At 64.2% G+C, this 18,149-nt stretch carries 19 protein-coding genes; 11 read left to right on the plus strand and 8 right to left on the minus strand.

Going from position 1 to position 18,149, the window contains the following annotated elements:
* Window positions 1-35 precede the first annotated feature (35 nt).
* On the plus strand, window positions 36-377 hold the full coding sequence (locus ACOXXX_RS08900) for a response regulator (RefSeq protein WP_422826430.1): 342 nt from the start codon (window positions 36-38) through the stop codon (window positions 375-377).
* A gap of 3 nt (window positions 378-380) precedes the next feature.
* On the opposite strand, the gene ACOXXX_RS08905 is transcribed toward ACOXXX_RS08900, so the two are convergent.
* Both ACOXXX_RS08905 and ACOXXX_RS08910 read right to left on the minus strand, forming a co-directional pair.
* Window positions 381-3,824, minus strand: coding sequence for a CheR family methyltransferase (locus tag ACOXXX_RS08905; RefSeq protein ID WP_422826216.1), 3,444 nt, complete (start codon window positions 3,822-3,824; stop codon window positions 381-383).
* A complete protein-coding gene (locus tag ACOXXX_RS08910) occupies window positions 3,811-4,371 on the minus strand; it encodes a PAS domain-containing protein (protein ID WP_422826217.1) in 561 nt (186 codons plus the stop codon). Before ACOXXX_RS08910 ends, ACOXXX_RS08905 begins: the two co-directional genes overlap by 14 nt.
* 262 nt (window positions 4,372-4,633) lie before the next feature.
* On the opposite strand from ACOXXX_RS08910, the gene ACOXXX_RS08915 reads away from it, so the two are divergent.
* The 3 genes from ACOXXX_RS08915 (at window position 4,634) to plsY (ending at window position 7,387) form a co-directional block, all read left to right on the plus strand.
* Window positions 4,634-4,825, plus strand: coding sequence for a hypothetical protein (locus ACOXXX_RS08915; RefSeq protein WP_422826218.1), 192 nt, complete (start codon window positions 4,634-4,636; stop codon window positions 4,823-4,825).
* 62 nt (window positions 4,826-4,887) lie between these two features.
* Window positions 4,888-6,522 (plus strand): mechanosensitive ion channel family protein, encoded by a 1,635-nt coding sequence (locus ACOXXX_RS08920; RefSeq protein ID WP_422826219.1) that lies wholly within the window; start codon window positions 4,888-4,890, stop codon window positions 6,520-6,522.
* 259 nt (window positions 6,523-6,781) lie between these two features.
* Window positions 6,782-7,387: a glycerol-3-phosphate 1-O-acyltransferase PlsY gene (gene plsY, locus ACOXXX_RS08925; RefSeq protein WP_422826220.1), complete on the plus strand. Its 606-nt coding sequence runs from the start codon at window positions 6,782-6,784 to the stop codon at window positions 7,385-7,387.
* Window positions 7,388-7,408: 21 nt separating this feature from the next.
* Here plsY and ACOXXX_RS08930 read toward each other — a convergent pair whose 3' ends face one another.
* Both ACOXXX_RS08930 and ACOXXX_RS08935 read right to left on the minus strand, forming a co-directional pair.
* Window positions 7,409-8,212 carry an alpha/beta fold hydrolase gene (locus ACOXXX_RS08930; RefSeq protein WP_422826221.1) on the minus strand — a complete coding sequence of 268 codons (804 nt, stop codon included), beginning with the start codon at window positions 8,210-8,212 and terminating at the stop codon, window positions 7,409-7,411.
* A gap of 1 nt (window position 8,213) precedes the next feature.
* Entirely contained in the window at window positions 8,214-8,813 is a 600-nt protein-coding gene (locus tag ACOXXX_RS08935) for a 2-hydroxychromene-2-carboxylate isomerase (RefSeq protein ID WP_422826222.1), read from the minus strand.
* A gap of 104 nt (window positions 8,814-8,917) precedes the next feature.
* Between ACOXXX_RS08935 and ACOXXX_RS08940 the strand changes: the two genes are divergently transcribed.
* The gene (locus ACOXXX_RS08940; RefSeq protein WP_422826223.1) at window positions 8,918-9,925 is read left to right on the plus strand and encodes a ribose-phosphate pyrophosphokinase; all 1,008 of its coding nucleotides are present in this window, start codon (window positions 8,918-8,920) and stop codon (window positions 9,923-9,925) included.
* Window positions 9,926-9,999: 74 nt separating this feature from the next.
* Here the strand turns inward: ACOXXX_RS08940 and ACOXXX_RS08945 are convergent, their stop codons facing one another.
* On the minus strand, window positions 10,000-10,488 hold the full coding sequence (locus ACOXXX_RS08945; RefSeq protein ID WP_422826224.1) for a peroxiredoxin: 489 nt from the start codon (window positions 10,486-10,488) through the stop codon (window positions 10,000-10,002).
* Between the two features lie 89 nt (window positions 10,489-10,577).
* On the opposite strand from ACOXXX_RS08945, the gene ACOXXX_RS08950 reads away from it, so the two are divergent.
* The 4 genes from ACOXXX_RS08950 (at window position 10,578) to ACOXXX_RS08965 (ending at window position 13,697) form a co-directional block, all read left to right on the plus strand.
* A complete protein-coding gene (locus ACOXXX_RS08950) occupies window positions 10,578-11,789 on the plus strand; it encodes an NAD(P)/FAD-dependent oxidoreductase (RefSeq protein WP_422826225.1) in 1,212 nt (403 codons plus the stop codon).
* Window positions 11,786-12,370 (plus strand): 16S rRNA (guanine(966)-N(2))-methyltransferase RsmD, encoded by a 585-nt coding sequence (gene rsmD / locus ACOXXX_RS08955; protein WP_422826226.1) that lies wholly within the window; start codon window positions 11,786-11,788, stop codon window positions 12,368-12,370. The genes ACOXXX_RS08950 and rsmD overlap by 4 nt, the downstream gene beginning before the upstream one ends.
* Before the next feature lie 24 nt (window positions 12,371-12,394).
* Window positions 12,395-12,607 carry a hypothetical protein gene (locus ACOXXX_RS08960; protein WP_422826227.1) on the plus strand — a complete coding sequence of 71 codons (213 nt, stop codon included), beginning with the start codon at window positions 12,395-12,397 and terminating at the stop codon, window positions 12,605-12,607.
* Window positions 12,608-12,722: 115 nt separating this feature from the next.
* A complete protein-coding gene (locus ACOXXX_RS08965; RefSeq protein WP_422826228.1) occupies window positions 12,723-13,697 on the plus strand; it encodes an MBL fold metallo-hydrolase in 975 nt (324 codons plus the stop codon).
* On the opposite strand, the gene ACOXXX_RS08970 is transcribed toward ACOXXX_RS08965, so the two are convergent.
* The 3 genes from ACOXXX_RS08970 to sfsA all read right to left on the minus strand — a co-directional run bounded on the left by ACOXXX_RS08970 (window position 13,666) and on the right by sfsA (window position 16,644).
* Entirely contained in the window at window positions 13,666-14,847 is a 1,182-nt protein-coding gene (locus tag ACOXXX_RS08970; RefSeq protein WP_422826229.1) for an MFS transporter, read from the minus strand. The genes ACOXXX_RS08965 and ACOXXX_RS08970 overlap by 32 nt on opposite strands.
* A 122-nt stretch (window positions 14,848-14,969) precedes the next feature.
* On the minus strand, window positions 14,970-15,785 hold the full coding sequence (map, locus tag ACOXXX_RS08975) for a type I methionyl aminopeptidase (RefSeq protein ID WP_422826230.1): 816 nt from the start codon (window positions 15,783-15,785) through the stop codon (window positions 14,970-14,972).
* 145 nt (window positions 15,786-15,930) lie between these two features.
* The gene (sfsA, locus tag ACOXXX_RS08980) at window positions 15,931-16,644 is read right to left on the minus strand and encodes a DNA/RNA nuclease SfsA (RefSeq protein ID WP_422826231.1); all 714 of its coding nucleotides are present in this window, start codon (window positions 16,642-16,644) and stop codon (window positions 15,931-15,933) included.
* A 48-nt stretch (window positions 16,645-16,692) separates the two neighbouring features.
* Here sfsA and ACOXXX_RS08985 point away from each other — a divergent pair, with 48 nt between their 5' ends.
* Both ACOXXX_RS08985 and ACOXXX_RS08990 read left to right on the plus strand, forming a co-directional pair.
* Window positions 16,693-17,415, plus strand: coding sequence for a competence/damage-inducible protein A (locus ACOXXX_RS08985; RefSeq protein WP_422826232.1), 723 nt, complete (start codon window positions 16,693-16,695; stop codon window positions 17,413-17,415).
* The gene (locus tag ACOXXX_RS08990) at window positions 17,412-18,146 is read left to right on the plus strand and encodes a GNAT family N-acetyltransferase (RefSeq protein ID WP_422826233.1); all 735 of its coding nucleotides are present in this window, start codon (window positions 17,412-17,414) and stop codon (window positions 18,144-18,146) included. Before ACOXXX_RS08985 ends, ACOXXX_RS08990 begins: the two co-directional genes overlap by 4 nt.
* Window positions 18,147-18,149 lie beyond the last annotated feature (3 nt).

Here is an 18,149-nt window from a genome sequence, read left to right on the forward strand (position 1 = left end):
CCCGGTAAGGCCCCATGACTGCAAATCAAAGTGTGATGATAGTTGAAGACGAAGCGCTTGTGCTCATGGACATCGTGATGACCGTCGAAGAAGCCGGGTTCGACATCCACTCGGAATGCACCACGCTGACCGAAGCCTTCGCGGCATTGGAGAAGGGTGTCCCCGATATTGCACTTCTCGACATCAACATCCGGCACGAGCTGATCTGGCCGGTCGCGCGCAAGCTCAGGACGCAGGGTTGCAAGGTTGTCTTCACCAGCGCCGATTGCGCGCACAAAGAGCTCAGGACCGAGTTTCAGGATTGCGCCTTTGTCGAAAAACCGGTGTCGCCCCACGCCATCGGCGACGCGCTGCACGAAACGGTGGCGGCGGAATAACCGTCAGTCCGTTTTGCTGCTCGCTTCGAACGACAGGGTGCGCCGGTAGCCGTCAGGCGTGTCCTCGCCGGTCGCTTCGCCGCCCAACTGCCGCGCCGCCGCGGTGACCAGACGGGTGCCAAACCCAGCCGCCCCGGTGCCTTCGGCGGTGTCGGCCCCGCCGGTTTCGGTCCAGACCAGTTCCACGCCCGTATCGGTCGATGTCCAGGTCACCTCGATCCGGCCGTCGGGCACCGAAAGCGCGCCGTACTTGCTCGAATTCGTGGCCCATTCGTGCAACACCAGCGCGAGCGAGGTAATCTGCGCGCTGTTTACGGTCAGATCCTCGCCGGTCTTTTCGATGGTCTGGCTGGACTGGTTGGGCGCGACGACCGTGTCGATCAGCTCTTCAAGGTTGACCTGCCTCTCGACATCCTGCTGCGGGCCAAGGGTGAGGGCGTGCGACTTTCCAAGCGAAAGGATCCGGTTGCGCAGGGTGCGGACAAGCTCCTCGATATCTTCGGCCTCCTGTCCCGCGATGGACACCATCGCAGAGACAACCGAAAACAGGTTCTTCACCCGGTGGTTCATCTCGCGGATCATCAATTCGCGCTGATCCAGCAGCGCCCTCTCGTGCGAGATATCGAAGGTCACGCCGATGAACTTGCGCGTCCCGTAGACCGAGATCTGCTTGCCAAGCCCGTGCAGCCACCGGACCCCGCCATCGGGCAGCGGAATGCGGAAGGTTTCGTTGAATTCGCGGTCACCCTCGATGGCCATGCGCAGCGCGCGGTTGATGCGGTCGCGGTCATCGGCCGGAAGGGAGGCCAAGATTGGCTCCATCGTATCGGCGGAATCGTAGTCGGCGATGTTCAGAAGCTCGCGTTCGGTGGCATCAAGGAACGTGCGGTCGGTGGCGGGCTCGTATTCCCAGATGCCGATCTTCGCCACCTCCAGCGCAAGCCGCAGCCGCTCGCGTTCCTCGCGCAGATCCCTTTGCAGCGAAAGCGCCTCGGTCACGTCGGTAAAGACCAGCGTGGCACCGTCGATTTCGCCGTCCATGAGGCGGTAGGGAATGCTGCGAAGGATATATTCCGCGCCAAGTTCGCTGGAATGAAGGTTGGTTTCGGATTGCTCGCCCTCACCCGCGGCCCGGCGCGCCGTATCGACGTAAGAGCGGCCGTCGATCCGGCCCGGCACCTCGTCCAGAGGCCGACCGATATAGCTCTTGTCGATCGGAAAGATTTCGAGTGCCGCATCGGTGAAGCTGCGCAGGTTCAGGCCCGCGTCCACCACCAGCACCGCAAGCTGGGTGCTGTCGAAGAAGTTTCTGAGGTCCGAATTGGCGACGGTCAGCTGATCGACCTTGCTTTTCAACTCGTCATTGACCGTGGTCAGTTCCTCGTTCGTCGACTGAAGCTCTTCGTTCATCGACATCATTTCTTCATTCGAACTCTTGAGCTCTTCGTTGGTGGTCTCAAGCTCTTCGACGGTCGACCGCAGGCGGTACCGCGTGGTGCGCAACTCGTCTTCGAGGAATCTCACCTGGTTGTCGTCGGATTCGAATTCGTCAAAATCGTCATCATCATCGAATTCGGCCGCTTGCAGGGGCCGGGTTTCTTCGATGATGAACAGAAACCCGTAGTCCTGCACCGGCTCGCAGACGACCTTTACCCCCAGGGTGCCGAAATCGGTGCGGACGTCGACGCTCTTGATCCCGGCCCGCCGCCCGGTTTCCGCAACCTGCCGGATCAGCGGGCCGATCTTTTCGCGCAGCCCCGGCTTGGCCAGCGTCGGCACGTGCACCGTGCGTTCCAGCCGTTCGGGGAAATCGAGATAACGGCCGGTCTTGCCCCAGCGGTCAAGCAGCAGCCCCTCGCGATCCAGAAGAAAGCTTACCGGCGCGTATTTCTGCGCGACGATCTGCATCGCGCTGACCTCAAGGCTGTCGGCGCGCTGTGGTTCGGAACTGCGACTTTCAGACAGCCGTCGCGCCTGCGTCGTCCGGTTCTCGGACGTGAGCTTCAGCGTGTAGTTGCTCTTGACGTTCTTCCGCCGGAAAACACGGACGCTCTGGTCGACGACCTCAAAAAGATCATCGTGGCGGCCGATGGCTTCGGACGATCCAAGGAAAAGCAACCCGTCGTTCCGAAGGGCGAAATGGAAAAGCGGCACGACCAACTTCTGAAGGCTGTCTTCGAAATAGATCAGAAGATTGCGACACGAGATCAGGTCGATCTTCGAATAAGGCGGATCGCGCACGAGGTTGTGGACGCTGAAGCGCACCATGTCCGTGATCCGCGGCGCGATGGCAAAACGTTCGTGCCCGACATCCACGAAGTCGTCCTGATACTCTTTGGGAATATCCCCCAGCGACGACAGCGGGTAGGTGGCGTTTCGCGCCAGTTCAAGCATCTTGTCGTCGATATCGGTGGCGAAGATCTGGACATAGGGCCGTTTGCCATGCGTCCGGGCCGCCGCAGCAAAGAGCATCGCGATGGAATAGGCTTCCTCGCCGCTCGAACAGCCCGGCACCCAGATCCGCAGTTCCTCGCCATCGCGACAGTTGGCGACAAGCGGGTCGATGACAAGCCGGTTCAGCGCGTCGAAATGCTTGGGGTCGCGGAAAAACCGGGTGACGTTGATCAGTAGGTCGCGAAAGAGCGCATCGCACTCCTCGGGGCCGCTGCGAAGTCGTTCAAGATACTTCGCGCTGTCCTCGATCCCCAACACCTGCATGCGCCGGGCGATGCGGCGGTTGAGCGTGCTGCGCTTGTACTGCGAAAAATCGTGTCCGATGGCCTGGCGCAGGACATCGCAAAGCTCGTCAACGCTGTCGGCGACATTGCCATTCTCTTCGGCCTTGTCGCCGGTCAGGCTGCCGTGCTGGAAAAACGATCGGACGTAGCCCAGGATATCGCGCGGCTCGGAAATGATGTCGACCAGCCCGGTGTTGATCGCCGAGGACGGCATGCCGTCATAGGCCGCACTTTCGGGCCGCTCGACGACACACAGCCCGCCGTTTTCCTTGATCGCGCGCAGGCCCCGGCTGCCATCGGCCCCGGTGCCCGACAGGATGACACAAGCGGCCAGATTCTTTTGGTCATGCGCCAGGCTTTCAAAGAAATCGTCGATCGGTCGCCGCATGCCACGCGGATCCTTGAACTCCGTCAGGTTCAGGATGCCGCCCTGCAACGCAAGGCCGAACCCGGGCGGGATCACGTAGACATGGTTGGGCTTGAGCCGTTCATTACCCTCCGCCTGCCGCACCGTCATGGCGGTGTAGCGGTCGATCAGTTCGGCCATCAGGGATTCGTGCGTCGGATCAAGGTGTTGCACGACGACAAAAGCCATGTCGGTCGGGCCCTTATGCCCACCGAACATCTCTCTCAAAGCTTCAAGCCCACCGGCAGACGCGCCAACACCAACAACCGGAAAGAGGTTGTCGCCCTCCTCAGTCTTCGCCATCGATCCCTTCTAGTCTTGCCTGCGCTATGATGGAGTGAGAAGACGCCAAAGACTCGTAACTCCCAAGCAGAACCATCGCGGTTTCACCAAGAATATCCTTCATAACCTGAAGGTCTTCAAGAAGCGCTGCATCGTACACGTCGGTTTTCCGCCGATCGTCGGGCTGGACCGAAAACTGCGATCCAAGGACAAGCGCGACCTGTCCGCCGCGGTAAAGCTTGCTCATGTAGACAAGGTTGAGGAACCGTTTGCCGTTGCGCCGGATATTGGGGATCAGGAACTTCCCGTCCTTCTGATCGGCATCTTTCAGGAAGGCGCGCATCCGGTCGCGCACCGGCCCGGCCCCGCCGGTCGGTTGCAGGAACCGGCAATTGCGTCCCAGCACCTCGTCCTGGCCATAGCCGCTAAGGTCACAGAACCTGTCGTTCACCGCGACCAGCGGACAATCCGGCTGGGTAAAGTCCGCCAGTGACAGCGAAACCCGGCTGCCCTGCATGACCTTGCGAAGCCCCGTGGGAATCGCCGGATGGCTGGAATTGGCGCTCATGGCGCGTTTTTGCGCAGTTTCGCCCCGAGATCAACGGCCTACCACGCGTGACCGTTGGAACGATGTCGCCTGCCCCGCAAAACAGCGGACATTTCGAATGGTCCTGCGGGCGGGCATCTCATCCCCCTTTGCCACGCTGACACCTTGATCCGCCCGGCAGTTCGGCTAAACACGGTCGGTCACGGACCCGATGATCGGCATGCCCGTACATTTCGAAACGCACCGCAACTGTATCACGAACGACCTATTTGCGACCCTGTCCATGCTCGATGCGATCCCCGAGATGCGCCTGGCAGCCGATCTGTCGCACTACATCGTCGATCGCGAATTCAAGTTGCCTTTGGCGGCGTGGGAGCGCGTTGACCTGCCCCGACGACCGCCTGCCCCCTTCGACGGTCGCATAGCCTTGGTCTTTCCGCCTCTCCTCGCGGATGGGGAACGAAACGTATCCTGAAATGGTTAACGCAGAATAGTCTTGCGACTGATCCCCTTCAGGAGAAACCTCATTTGAACGCCTTGAAACTGCTTTCGACGTGCCTTTTCTGTGCACTTTTCATCACCGCACAGGCCGTCGCAGCGCAAGAGAGCGTTTACGAAATCGACAGCCTCAACACCGGGCTTGATTCACCGCCTGACACGCTTGACCGCAGTTCGCCCCATGCCGTGATGGAGGCGATGCTTGATCTTACGGACGCTGGTGATTTCAACAAGGCGGCGCATTTGCTGAATCTGGCCAATATTCCACCCGGTCGGCAATCTGCGGAGGGTCCACAACTGGCCGAGAAGCTGGCCACCCTGATCGACCGCAAGGTGGTGATCAGCTGGGGCAGCCTTCTGGACCGCCCCGATGCACTGGACGCGACGGCCACCTCGAAAAGTGCTGTGGCTGGGCAGGAACGCCGCTCCATCCTGCTATGGGTGCTGGACATCGACGACCGACCATATCCCATCTATCTTGACCGCGTGCGGGTGGGCGAAGACGCGCCAGTCTGGATTTTTTCGCGCCGGTCCGTTGCGAATATCGACAAACTCTATGATGTCTTCGGCCCGTCGAAATTGGAACGGAAGCTGCCGGATTGGGCCCGTCAGGACGGCTTCTGGAACCTGATGTGGTGGGAGGTTATCGGCCTGCCCGTCATGCTTTTGATCGCGGCTCTTGGCGGGCTCCTGACCTACAGGGCAATGTCGCGCGCGGCCGCGTCTGCGGGGGATGGCTTTGTCGAGAGGTTTGTCTCTGCCTCGCGTTTGCCGGCGGTCTTGTTCGTGATAACCCTTATTATCTCGATCATCAGCGGCATCTTTGTTTTTTCCGGGCCGGTCGCCACGCTGATTCCGCCCGTCATCGCGCTTGGCTATGTGATGTCCGCGTTGCTCTTTGTCGTGAACGCCGTCGACCGGGTCATCGACCAGCTGGTCATGCTTGACGACGACGATCTGCGTCTGGCCGAATATGACGGGCTGCGCGAGAAGGCGACAAAAGTGTCGCTCGCCCGCCGGATCCTGATAGTGATCATTTTCCTGTTGGGCTTGGGGATCGTGCTGGCCGAGGCCAATCTCTTCCGCACCTTCGGATTTTCGCTGCTGGCCTCTGCCGGGGCAGCGACACTGGTGCTGGGTTTCGCGGCGCGCGAAGTTCTGTCGAACATCATGTCGTCGATGCAGATTGCCTTGAACCAATCCGCCCGTATTGGCGACAAGGTGGTCTATGACGGACATATCTGTACGGTAGAGCGGATCAACTTCACCTATGTCCTGCTGCGTGTCTGGACCGGCGTTCGGCTGGTGGTGCCGGTGACCGAATTCGTTTCTGAGACCTTCCAGAACTGGACAATCAAAGAACCGCAGATGATCCGCGAGATCGAAGTTCATGTGGCGCATGACGCCGAAATCGCACAGTTGCGCGACCTGTTCTTTGAGGTGCTGAAAGAGGTGGATCAAGACCAGGTTGGCAGCAAAGAAGACCATCAGGTATTGGTCACCGGCCAGGACGTTTTTGGCCAGATCGTGACCTTCTGCGTTGCCTGTGCCAACCCCAATACCTCCTGGGAGTTGTCCTGCGACGTCCGCGAACGGCTGATCAGGCGCATGCAGGAACTACAATCCGACGGCACGCAGCTTTTCCCGGACGCGAACCCTGCAGAAGGCGCTTGATCGTCGTCAGGGCTGACGGCGATATACCAGAAATCGTCTCATAAATCCATGCACTTGGGCAATCCTCACGCAGCCCAGACTGACGAGAGGGGTCAAGGCTCAACCGGACCTTGGCGCAAGCTCTGCGAAATCGCGGCGTGTGCGGAACACCGGCCATCCATCTTCTGCCGCGCGATCAATTTGCCCCGCCGCAACGCACAAAACTTGATCCGCCCGGCAGTTCGGCTAAACACGGGCGGTCACTGACCCGAGGATCGCCATGCCGCCGCCCACCACCCCGCTCGAGATCCTGATCTGGGCCGTCATCGGCTACCTTCTGGGCTCGATCCCATTCGGCATCGTGCTGACCCGGGCGATGGGGCTGGGCGATCTGCGCAGCATCGGGTCGGGCAACATCGGCGCCACCAACGTGCTGCGCACCGGCAACAAGACCGCCGCCGCCGCAACCCTGCTGCTGGACGGGGTCAAGGGCGCGATGGCGGTCCTGCTGGCCCGCGCCATGGCCGGCGAAGACGCGGCGCAGATCGCCGGGCTCGCGGCCTTTCTGGGCCATTGCTACCCGGTCTGGCTGCGGTTCCGCGGCGGCAAGGGCGTGGCGACTTTTCTGGGCATCCTGCTGGCGCTCGTCTGGCCCGTGGGCCTTTTGTGTTGCGCCACGTGGATCGCCGGCGTGGCGCTGACGCGGATATCGAGCTTTGGCGCGCTGCTGGCGGCGTCAAGCTCGACCATCTGGATGTTCCTGATCGCGCGGACCGAGGCATTTTTGCTGGGGGTCATCCTGACGCTTCTGGTCTTTTGGCGGCACCGCGAAAACATCGCGCGGCTGAAGGCCGGGACCGAACCGAAGATCGGCGAAAAGCGCTGATCGCCTGCCCGCCGGGGCCGCTCAGACCCGATCCAGAAGCGTTGCAATGTGCTGCGCCGTGGCCCCGGGATGGCTGATCGGCAGCATGTGACCCGCGCCTTCGACCACTTCGTTTTGCGCCCCCGGAACCCGCCGCGCCAGCGCCCGGTGGATCGGCGTCATGATCGGCAGGGTCGCGTCACCGCGCAGCAGGCGGACCGGCATCCTCAGCCCCTCCAGACGTCCGGGGGCCAGCAGGCCCGCGCGGTCGTCCATGAGCGCGGGCCGGGTGCCATTCACCAGCCGCATCTGCACGGCATAGCGATCCCGCTGTGCCTGGCTCATGCTCTGCCAGTCCTGGCCCGTGCCCCAGGACGCGGTGAAGTGCTGTGCGGCGGCATCCCATCGCCCGGCCTCCATCGCGTCGGCCATCGGCCGATCCCAGGCGCAATAGGCCTCGAACGCCGCTGGATCTTCTGTCAGTGCGGCCCGGAACAGCACCGGCTCGATCAACATCAACGACCGCACGCGATCCGGACACTCCAGCGCCAGCCGCAGCGCGATCACCGCGCCGAAGGAATGGCCGATTACATGCGCGGGCGCATCGAGGCAGTCCGCAGCCGCCGCCGTGACCAGATCGAAGATGTCGCCGGTTCCGTCCCAGGCCGGGCTTTGCCCGTGCCCGGGCATGTCGGGCGCCAGCGCCGCAATCCTGCCGCCCAGCTGCGCCATCACGCCGCCCCAGGCCCCGCCATGCGCCAGCGCACAATGCAGCAGGACCGCCGGGGCGGTCCCGTGCCCCATCCGCCGCACATGTGCGGCGGTCGCTATGCGCGGAACCGTCATGTCAGAGATCGCCGCTCAGATGGGCGTCGAGGTCGTCCAGCCGGTCATGGCCCCAGAACCGCTGCCCGCTGTCGACGATGTAGAACGGCGCGCCAAAGACCCCGGCGGCCACCGCATCCTCGAGGTTCTGCACATACGTGTCGGCCCCGGCCAGCAGCCCGCTGTCGGCCAGCACCGGATCGAAGCCCGCAGCCTCGAGACAGGATTTGATCACCGCGTCGTCGGCCACGTCCTTTTCCTCGGCCCAGCAGGCGCGCAGGATCGAATGGCACAGCTGCCCCAGGTCGCCGCCCCCGGCCTTTTGCGCCGCGATGATCGCATAGGACGACGGCGCGGGATTGGTGGGCCAGTGCGCAGGCCTGAGGTTCAGCGGCAGCCCGGTCTTGACCTTCGCGCGCTGCAGTTCCTGGACGCGGTATTCCATGCGGCTGGGGTGCCGGTCCTTGGGCGGCACGCCACCGGTGCGGGCGAACAGCGCCATGATGTCGAGCGGCTTGTACATCACGCTGGCCTCGTGCTTGGCCGCGATCTCTTCGAGCCGCGTGCCTGCCAGGTACGTAAACGGTGACAAAGTTGCGAAATAATACTCGATATGTGCCATCTGATGCCTCCGGGGGTTCTGCGCCTTTGCCGGACCGTATGTGCATGCTAAGCGAAGCGCAACGTCACGAATCCCACGCACTGCCACAGCCGGAGCCGCCCGCAATGCCCACAGTCATCGAACCCAAGCTCATTTCGGGCAACTCCAACCTGCCGCTGGCCACCGCCATCGCGAAACGGATGTCGCTTTATCGCGGCATGTCGGTGGGGCTGGTCGATGCCCGTGTCGAACGGTTCAACGACCAGGAAATCTTTGTCGAGGTGTTCGAGAACGTCCGCGGCGAGGACATGTTCATTCTGCAATCCACGTCGAACCCTGCCAACGACAACCTGATGGAATTGCTCATCATGTCGGACGCGCTTCGACGGTCTTCGGCGGCGCGGATCACCGCCGTGATCCCCTACTTCGGCTATGCCCGGCAGGATCGCCGCACCAAGGCGCGCACGCCCATCACGGCCAAGCTGGTGGCCAACATGATCGCCGAGGCGGGGATCGAGCGGGTGCTGACAATGGACCTGCACGCGGCGCAGATTCAGGGCTTTTTCGACATGCCGGTCGACAACCTTTATGCCTCTCCGATCTTCGCGCTCGATATCCTCAAGCATTTCGGGGACATGTCGGATGTGATGGTGGTGTCACCGGACGTCGGCGGCGTGGCCCGCGCGCGCGAACTGGCCAAGCGGATCAACGTGCCGCTGTCCATCGTCGACAAGCGCCGCGAACGGGCGGGCGAAGTGTCCGAAATGACGGTGATCGGCGAAGTCACCGGCAAGCGCTGCATCATCGTGGATGACATGTGCGACACCGCCGGAACGCTTTGCAAGGCCGCCGATCTGCTGATGGAACACGGCGCGACCGAGGTGCACGCCTATATCTCGCACGGGGTGATGTCGGGCCCGGCGGTCGACCGGGTGACGAAATCGGTCATGAAATCGCTGGTGATCACCGATTCGATCCAGGCGACCGACGCCGTGGCGGGGGCAGACAACATCCGTATCGTCCCGACCGCGCCGCTTTTCGCGCAGGCGATCCTGAACATCTGGAACGGCACCTCGGTGTCGTCGCTGTTCGAAACCGAGACCCTTGGCCCGATCTACGAGGGGATTCTCTGACAGAAGCGGCCACCTTTCGCCGTGTTCCGCGCCGGGGGCATCACCCGGGCACGGAACAAGGCGAACGTCAGATATCAGATCGCCGCCAGCAGCGATTCCCCGGCCGAGATTTCGCAGGTGCCGGGGCTTTCTTCGGGCAGGAACGCCGTGACCTTGCCATCCTCGACCAGCATCGCATAGCGCTTGGACCGGTTCATCAGCCCCACCGGGGGCGCGGTGAAATCCATGCCGATGGCCTTGGTGAACGCAGAATCGGCATCGGCCAGCATGGTGATCCCCGCGACAGAGGCGCCGGTGTCCTCGCCCCAGGCCTTCATCACGAAGGGATCGTTGACCGAGATGCAGATGATCTCGTCCACGCCCTTGGCGTCGAAGTCGCCCTTGGTCCGGATGAAGCTGGGCACATGCGCCGAATGGCAGGTCGGGGTGTAGGCGCCGGGCACGGCAAAGACCACGACCTTGCGCCCCTTGAGCCGGTCCGCCAGCGCCACCGTTTCGGGGCCGTCGTCGCCCATGCGCACCAGATTTGCCTCGGGCAGCGTGTCCCCCGTCGAAATAGCCATATCCGTCCCTTTCGTTGAATTGCGTTGTCTGACCTTCGGGATATAGGGTGCCCCAGGCAAACACCAACAGCAATCCAAAGGGGGAAGCGATGGGCGATGTCGTGGTGATCGGCGCGGGACAGGCCGGTGCGGCGCTGGTGGCGCGTCTGCGCAAGCAGGGGTTCGAAGGCAAGATCACCCTGATTGGCGACGACCCGGCGCCGCCCTATCAGCGCCCGCCGCTGTCCAAGGCCTATCTTCTGGGTGAAATGACCCAGGAACGGCTGCTGCTGCGGCCCGAAAGCTTTTATGCCGACAACGACATCGACCTGAAGCTTGGCACCTCGACCATCTCGATCGACCGCGCGGCCAGGACCGTCACGCGCGAAGGCGGCGACGTGATCCCCTACGACCAGCTGGCACTGACGACCGGATCGACCGCGCGACGGTTGCCTGCCGAGGTTGGCGGCGATCTGGACGGCGTGTTCACCCTGCGCACCCTGCACGACGTCGACACGATGGCCCCGCATTTCGTTCGCGACGCGCGGGTGCTGATCGTGGGCGGCGGCTATATCGGGCTCGAGGCGGCAGCGGTCGCGTCCAAACTGGGCCTGAAGGTCACGCTGGTCGAGGCGTCGGATCGCATCCTGAAACGTGTGGCGGCGCCCGAAACCTCGGACTATTTCCGCGACCTGCACACCCGGCACGGCGTCAACCTCAAGGAAGGCACCGGGCTGAAACGGCTGCTGGGCGACGGCAAGGTCACTGGCGCAGAGCTTAGCACCGGCGAGGTGCTGGAGTTGGATTTCGTGCTGGTGGGCGTGGGCATCATCCCTTGCGAAGGGCTGGCCCGCGATGCGGGTCTCGAACTGGACAACGGGATCAAGAGCGATGCCTACGGCCGCACATCCGATCCGTCGATCTGGGCGGCAGGCGACTGCGCGTCCTTCCCGTGGAAGAACGGGCGCATCCGGCTGGAAAGCGTCGGCAACGCCATCGACCAGGCCGAGGTGGTGGCCGACAACATCCTGGGCGCCGAACGGCCCTATGTGGCGGCCCCCTGGTTCTGGTCGGATCAGTACACCGTGAAGCTGCAGATCGCGGGGCTGAACACCGGCTATGACCGGATCGTCACCCGGCAGGGGCCCGGCGACAGCGTGTCCTACTGGTATTACGCAGGGGACACCTTGCTGGCGCTGGACGCGATGAACGACCCGCGGTCGTACATGGTCGGCAAGCGGCTGATCGAAATGGGCAAATCCCCGCATCCCGACGCGATCCGCGACACGCAGACCGACCTCAAGGCGCTGTTGAAGGCGTGAGGGTCATTGCCGGTCAGTTTCGCGGCCGGGCGCTGGTGTCGGTCGGCAAGGGCGATCCGGGCGCGCATCTGCGCCCCACCACCGACCGGGTGCGCGAAAGCCTGTTCAACATGCTGGCGGGCGGGCGGTTCGGCGATCCGTTCGACGGTACCCGGGTGCTGGACCTTTTTGCAGGCACCGGCGCGCTGGGGATCGAGGCGCTGTCGCGCGGCGCGGCGCATGTGACCTTTGCCGATGACGGGCGCAAGGCACAGGCGCTGATCCGCAGGAATATTGCCCTTCTGGCGGCCACGGGACAGACGCGGCTGCTGGCCTGCGACGCGACGCGGCTGCCCATGGCCGATGCGCCCTGCGACCTGCTTTTTCTTGATCCGCCCTACGGCAAGGGGCTGGGGGCCCGGGCGCTGGCCTCGGCAAGGGCGGGGGGCTGGATCGCCGACGGCGCCCTCATCGTCTGGGAAGAAAGCGCACCGCAGGCCGCGCCCGCCGGGTTCGACCTGCTGGAGGCGCGCAGATACGGCGACACGCATGTGACGGTTCTGGAATACAGCGCGCCCCCGTCGGACGACCTTGGCGGATAGCGCCCTCTGCGCTACTTTCCAACCATGACCACGTTTGCCGCCAGTTTCTTCAGCCTGTTCGCACCGGTGCCCAAGACGGCCGACAAGGTCCGGCCCCCACGCCCCAGCGCGGGCCCCGTGCTGATCCAGGACAGCATCACCGCCGCCAACCACACCACGCTTCTGTACGAGCTTTGGCGCCGGTCCGACGATGCCAAGGCTGCCAACCTGACGCCTCCGGACCAGCGCCGACCCTGACGCCCTGTCACGGGGAAATCCGACCGGATGCTCCCCCCACTGAATTTCATCTGGTATTTGAGCGCGATCCATCTATCCTCAAATTCAACTTTCTGAATAGAAGATGGAGTCACCGATGCCTGCCTTTACCCCCAGCCGCCGTACCCTGCTTCGCATGGCCGCCGCCATGCCCGCGCTGACCTTGCCGGTGACCGCCTATTCGGCGCAGCTGGGCGCGCCGGCCGGACCCAACCCCACCTACATGCGCTTCACCCTGGGGCAGGCGAAGATGACCGTGATCTCGGACGGGTCGCTGTCGCTGCCGGTCTCGGGGATCGGCGTCAATGCCGATCCGGCAGAGGTGCAGGCCTTCCTGACCGCGCATTTCCTTTCGCCCGAAACCAACTACGCCCACACCAACCACCTGCTGATCGAGTTGGGCGAGGCCAAGGTTCTGGTGGATGTCGGATCGGGCAACCGCTTTCTGGACACCGCCGGGCGGCTGATGGCCAACCTCGACGCGGCGGGCGTGGATCCCGACAGCATTACCCATGTGGTGATCACCCACGCGCATCCCGATCACATCTGGGGCATTCGCGACGATTTCGACGAGGCGATTCTTCCCGACGCACAAAAGTTCATCGGCGCGGCCGAGCGGGATTTCTGGATGCAGGACGATCTGGTGAATCAGGTCCCGCAGGACATGCAGCAGTTCGTGTTGGGGGCGGTGAATTCGATCACCGTCGACGGCGCCGAATGGACGCTTCTCGCCGATGGCGACGAGGTCGCGCCCGGCATCCGGGTCATCGACACGCCCGGGCATACGCCGGGGCACATGAGCGTCGTGGTCGAAAGCGATGGCCAGCAGTTGCTGGCCATCGGCGACGCGCTGAGCCATGCCTATCTGAGCTTTGCCCGCCCGGACTGGTACAACGAATTCGACATGGACGGCGACCAGACCGTCGCCACCCGCGCGCGGCTGCTGGACATGGCAGCGGCGGACCGCATGGCGGTGATCGGCTATCACTTCCCCTTCCCGGGCGTGGGCCATGTCATGCGCGAAGGCGACGCCTACCGATTTATCCCGGCGCTTTGGACGTTCGAGAGCTGAGCGTCGCCGCCCGGTGCGACCAGAGGATATGCCCCAGCGTGGCCAGCATCGCGATGCTGGCCGCCACGCCCAGCAGGCCCGGCCCGGTCAGGTGCAGCACCTGCGCCCCCACCGCAGATCCCGCGGCAGACCCCACGTAGATCGCCGCGGCATTGAGCGCCAGCACCACCGACGCGCTTTGCGGCGCCAGCCCCAGCAGCCGCAACTGCTGTCCGGCCATGAACGACCAGCCGCAGACTGACCAGACAAAGATAACCGCAAACAGCAGCCATTGCGGCATCGGCAGGGCCGAAAACACCGGCAGGATCACGATCTGCGCCAGGCAAAGGACCACCAGCGTGCGCACCGGCCCGATGCGGTCGGCCATGAACCCGCCCAGCACATTGCCCGCCACCGCCCCAAGGCCGAAGACCAGCAGCGCCAGCGTGATGCCATCACGGCCAAAGCCCATGGTGTCGCTCAGCAGTGGCTGGAAGTAGGTGAAAAGAACGTAGATCGACCCTAGGAACGAGGCGGTGAACAGCACCGCGCCCATCACCAGCCCGTTGCGCAATACCTTGCCCAGATCGCCCAGCGTCACCGGCTGGAACCGCAGGCCCCTGGGCACCCGCGTCCAGACCAGCCACAGCGCCACGACTGCGAGCGCCAGCACCAGCCAGAATGCCACCCGCCAGCCAAAGGTGTAGGCCACCCAGGATCCCGTCGGCACGCCGAAGACCTGCGCCAGCGTCAGGCCAAAGACCACCGCGGCCAGAACGCGGCCACGTTCCTCGGGCGCGCTGAGCCCCGCGGCCACCGCCGCCGACACCGGCGTGAACATGCCGGCCCCCGCCGCCATTACCACCCGCGCGGCGTAAAGCCACCCGATCCCGGGTGCCAGCGCCGAGGCCAGCGCGCCCAGTCCGAACAGGCCCATCCCGATGGCCAGCACCCGCCTGCGCCCCAGCGCCCCGGTCCATGACACCAGCAGCGGCGACAGGATCGCATAGGCGATCGCATAGACCGTCATCAGGTAGCCGGCCTTCGCGGTGGTGACCCCCAGCGCCTGCTCGACCGGGGACAGCAGGCCGATCACGACAAAGGCCCCCATGCCGATGACAAAGTTGCAGGCCGAAAGCAGCGTGATCAGAAACCGGTTTTCCGTGCCCATTGGGGATGTCCTGTCGGGATCGTTAACCTGCCATCTAGCATGCGATACCTTGGGGGAAACGCCGCAGGCGCACAGTCCCCAACGCATCCGCGAACGCAGCGCACTTCAATGGGCGCGCCGGGTCAGGTCTGGTAGGTCGGGTGAAAGCGTCCGCCGGGCGAAAGCGTGAAGATCTCGCAGCCGTCGGCGGTGACGCCCACGGAATGTTCGAACTGTGCCGACAGCGACTTGTCGCGGGTCACCGCCGTCCAGTCGTCGGACAGAACTTTGGTTTCCGGGCGGCCCAGGTTAACCATGGGCTCGATGGTGAAGAACATGCCCTCTTCCAGCACCGCGGCGGTGCCGGGACGACCGTAATGCAGCACATTGGGCGGCGCGTGGAACACCCGGCCCAGCCCGTGACCGCAGAAATCGCGCACCACCGACATGCGCTGCGCCTCGACATAGCTTTGGATCGCGTGGCCGATGTCGCCAAAGGTGTTTCCGGGGCGCACCGCCTCGATCCCCTTCATCAGGCTGTCGTGGGTGACCTGGATCAGCCGCTCCGACTTGCGCGCCAGTTTTCCGGCCACGTACATCCGGCTGGTGTCGCCGTACCAGCCATCGACGATCACCGTGACGTCGATGTTCAGGATATCGCCGTCCTTCAGCTTCTTGTCGCCGGGAATGCCGTGGCAGACCACGTGATTGACGCTGATGCAGCTGGCGTGCTTGTAGCCCTTGTAGCCGATGGTGGCCGAGATCGCGTTCTCTTCCTCGACCCGCCGTTCGATGAAGGCGTCGATGGCGCCGGTGGTCTGACCGACAAAGATCTGATCCGCCACCTCGTCAAGGATGCGCGCAGCAAGCTCACCGGCCTTGTGCATGCCGGCAAAGTCAGCCTGATCGTAGATGCGGATGCCGTCGCGTGTCAGACGGCCGCGCGTGTCCTGGTTCACGAACTGCGCCTCCTTATTCGTGCCTTATGGGCTATTTAGTGCCATTTTCGCCGCAGCGCCAGTGGGGGCGGCGCGGCAAGCTGACCCGTCGGCGTTTTGCGTCAACCTTGGGCGATTTGCGTTATTTCGCAGGCCGGGCGGGGTGTTAGCTTGCATATGGGACATCGAAGGGCAGCGATTGGCCCAGCCAGACGCCGTCTGGCGTGATGTCACAACCGAAACACAAAACCTCGACCCCGGCGCGGCGCGCCTGCCCGAAGGCGTGCAGATAGGCCGGGTCGATGTCGCCCGCAAGGGTCGCGCGGCTGCAGTCATTGCGCTGCACGAGGTAGAGCATGACCGCCCGCGCCCCGTTTTGCGCCACCGTGGCAAGTTCGGCCAGATGCTTGGCGCCGCGCGCGGTGACGCTGTCGGGAAATTCCGCCAGCCCCGGCTGGCGCGACAGGGTGACGGACTTGACCTCGACATAGGCGTCGGCCCGTCCCGCGCCCTGCAACAGAAAGTCGATACGGCTGCCGATGCCGTATTTCTGCTCGGGCCGCACCGCGTCGTAGCCGTCCAGCCCCGCGACAGCGCCCGCCTCCAAGGCGGCGCGCAGCATCCGGTTGGGCAGGCTGGTGTCCACCCCGACCATGCCGCCCGGCACCTCGACCAGACGCCAGCCGAATTTCAGCTTTTTCCGGGGATCGTCGTTGGGTTCCAGCCAGACCCGCATGCCCGGGTCCGCCAGCCCCATCATCGAGCCGGGATTGGCGCAATGCGCCGTTACCTCGGCCCCGTCTTCGAGCCGCACATCGGCCAGAAAGCGTTTGTAGCGGCGGATCAGCGTGGCCGGGATCAGAGGGGTTTGAAAGCGCATGCAGCGGGCACTATACCTGTCGGGAACACCACGCAAGGAACACCCCCGATGTCCAACCCCACCGCCGCCATGCTGGTCATCGGCGACGAAATCCTGTCGGGCCGCACCCGGGACGCCAACATGCATTACCTGGCGCAGGAACTGGCCAAACATGGCGTCGACCTGCGCGAGGTGCGCATCGTGTCCGACACCCGCGATGCCATCGTCGCGGCCCTGAACGCGCTTCGCGCGGCGCATGATTACGTCGTGACCTCGGGCGGGATCGGGCCGACCCATGACGACATCACCGCCGATTGCGTCGCCGCATCCTTTGGCGTCGGGATCGACGTGCGCGACGATGCCCGCGCGCTGCTGCAGGCGCATTACGACCGCCAGGGGTCCGAGCTGAACGCCGCGCGCCTGCGCATGGCGCGCATTCCGGACGGGGCCACGCTGATCGACAACCCGGTGTCGGTGGCACCGGGCTTTACCATCGGCAACGTGCACGTGATGGCCGGTGTCCCCGCGGTGTTTGAGGCGATGGTCGCGTCGGTCCTGCCGACGCTGACCGGCGGCCAGCCGCTGCTGAGCCAGACCCTGCGGATCCAGCGCGGCGAAGGCGATATCGCGGGGCCGTTGGGCGAACTGGCACAAGACTTTCCCGACCTTTCGATCGGGTCCTATCCCTATCAGAAAGACGGCATCTATGGCGCCAATATCGTGATCCGGGGCACCGATGGCGCGCGGATCGACGCCGCCATGGCACGGCTGTCAAAGCTGTTCCCGGAATGACCCCCGACGCGCAGACGCTTTACGACGTGACCGAGGCGACATGGCCGCCCGCAGCGCGCACCGACGCAGGCCCCTGGGTGCTGCGCGACGGGGCGGGCGGCGGCAAACGGGTGTCAGCGGCCACGGCGCAGGGCGACTGGCAGACCGACGATGTGCCCGCCGCCGAACAGGCGATGCGGATGCTTGGCCAGACCCCGCTTTTCATGATCCGGCAGGGAGAGGACGCGCTGGACGCCGCATTGGCCGCGCGCGGCTATCAGGTGATCGACCCGGTCACCCTCTGGCTTTGCCCGATCGCGAAACTGACCGACAAACCCCTGCCCCGTGTCACGGCCTTCGCGATCTGGGAGCCGCTGGCCATCATGCGCGAGATCTGGGCCGCGGGCGGCATCGGGCCCGACCGGCTGCGCGTCATGGCCCGTGTCACCGGGCCCAAGACCGGGATTTTCGGGCGCACCGGCGACAAACCGGCAGGGGCGGGCTTTTGCGCGCTGCACGGTGACATCGCCATGGTGCACGCGCTGGAAATCGCGCCCGCGCACCGCCGCAAGGGTCTGGGCGACTGGATGATGCGCTGCGCCGCGATCTGGGCCGAGAAACAGGGGGCGGCCTGGATGTCGGTGCTCTGTACACAGGCCAATGACGGGGCCAACGGTCTCTATGCTTCCCTCGGCATGACGGCTGTGGGACAGTACCACTATCGCATCCTGCCCAACCCGGAAGGCCCCTGACGT

This window comes from Thalassococcus sp. BH17M4-6 (genome assembly GCF_049323015.1).
Lineage (GTDB): Bacteria > Pseudomonadota > Alphaproteobacteria > Rhodobacterales > Rhodobacteraceae > Puniceibacterium.

Coding starts and splice junctions, on each gene's coding strand:
- ACOXXX_RS08930 (WP_422826221.1), bottom strand. CDS start 8,212: ATGACGGTTCCGCGCATAGCGACCGCCGCACATGTGCGGCGGATGGGG.
- ACOXXX_RS08950 (WP_422826225.1), top strand. CDS start 10,578: ATGGGCGATGTCGTGGTGATCGGCGCGGGACAGGCCGGTGCGGCGCTG.
- ACOXXX_RS08970 (WP_422826229.1), bottom strand. CDS start 14,847: ATGGGCACGGAAAACCGGTTTCTGATCACGCTGCTTTCGGCCTGCAAC.
- sfsA (WP_422826231.1), bottom strand. CDS start 16,644: ATGCGCTTTCAAACCCCTCTGATCCCGGCCACGCTGATCCGCCGCTAC.
- ACOXXX_RS08935 (WP_422826222.1), bottom strand. CDS start 8,813: ATGGCACATATCGAGTATTATTTCGCAACTTTGTCACCGTTTACGTAC.
- ACOXXX_RS08965 (WP_422826228.1), top strand. CDS start 12,723: ATGCCTGCCTTTACCCCCAGCCGCCGTACCCTGCTTCGCATGGCCGCC.
- ACOXXX_RS08900 (WP_422826430.1), top strand. CDS start 36: ATGATAGTTGAAGACGAAGCGCTTGTGCTCATGGACATCGTGATGACC.
- ACOXXX_RS08990 (WP_422826233.1), top strand. CDS start 17,412: ATGACCCCCGACGCGCAGACGCTTTACGACGTGACCGAGGCGACATGG.
- ACOXXX_RS08960 (WP_422826227.1), top strand. CDS start 12,395: ATGACCACGTTTGCCGCCAGTTTCTTCAGCCTGTTCGCACCGGTGCCC.
- ACOXXX_RS08940 (WP_422826223.1), top strand. CDS start 8,918: ATGCCCACAGTCATCGAACCCAAGCTCATTTCGGGCAACTCCAACCTG.
- ACOXXX_RS08945 (WP_422826224.1), bottom strand. CDS start 10,488: ATGGCTATTTCGACGGGGGACACGCTGCCCGAGGCAAATCTGGTGCGC.
- plsY (WP_422826220.1), top strand. CDS start 6,782: ATGCCGCCGCCCACCACCCCGCTCGAGATCCTGATCTGGGCCGTCATC.
- ACOXXX_RS08985 (WP_422826232.1), top strand. CDS start 16,693: ATGTCCAACCCCACCGCCGCCATGCTGGTCATCGGCGACGAAATCCTG.
- ACOXXX_RS08915 (WP_422826218.1), top strand. CDS start 4,634: ATGCTCGATGCGATCCCCGAGATGCGCCTGGCAGCCGATCTGTCGCAC.
- ACOXXX_RS08910 (WP_422826217.1), bottom strand. CDS start 4,371: ATGAGCGCCAATTCCAGCCATCCGGCGATTCCCACGGGGCTTCGCAAG.
- ACOXXX_RS08905 (WP_422826216.1), bottom strand. CDS start 3,824: ATGGCGAAGACTGAGGAGGGCGACAACCTCTTTCCGGTTGTTGGTGTT.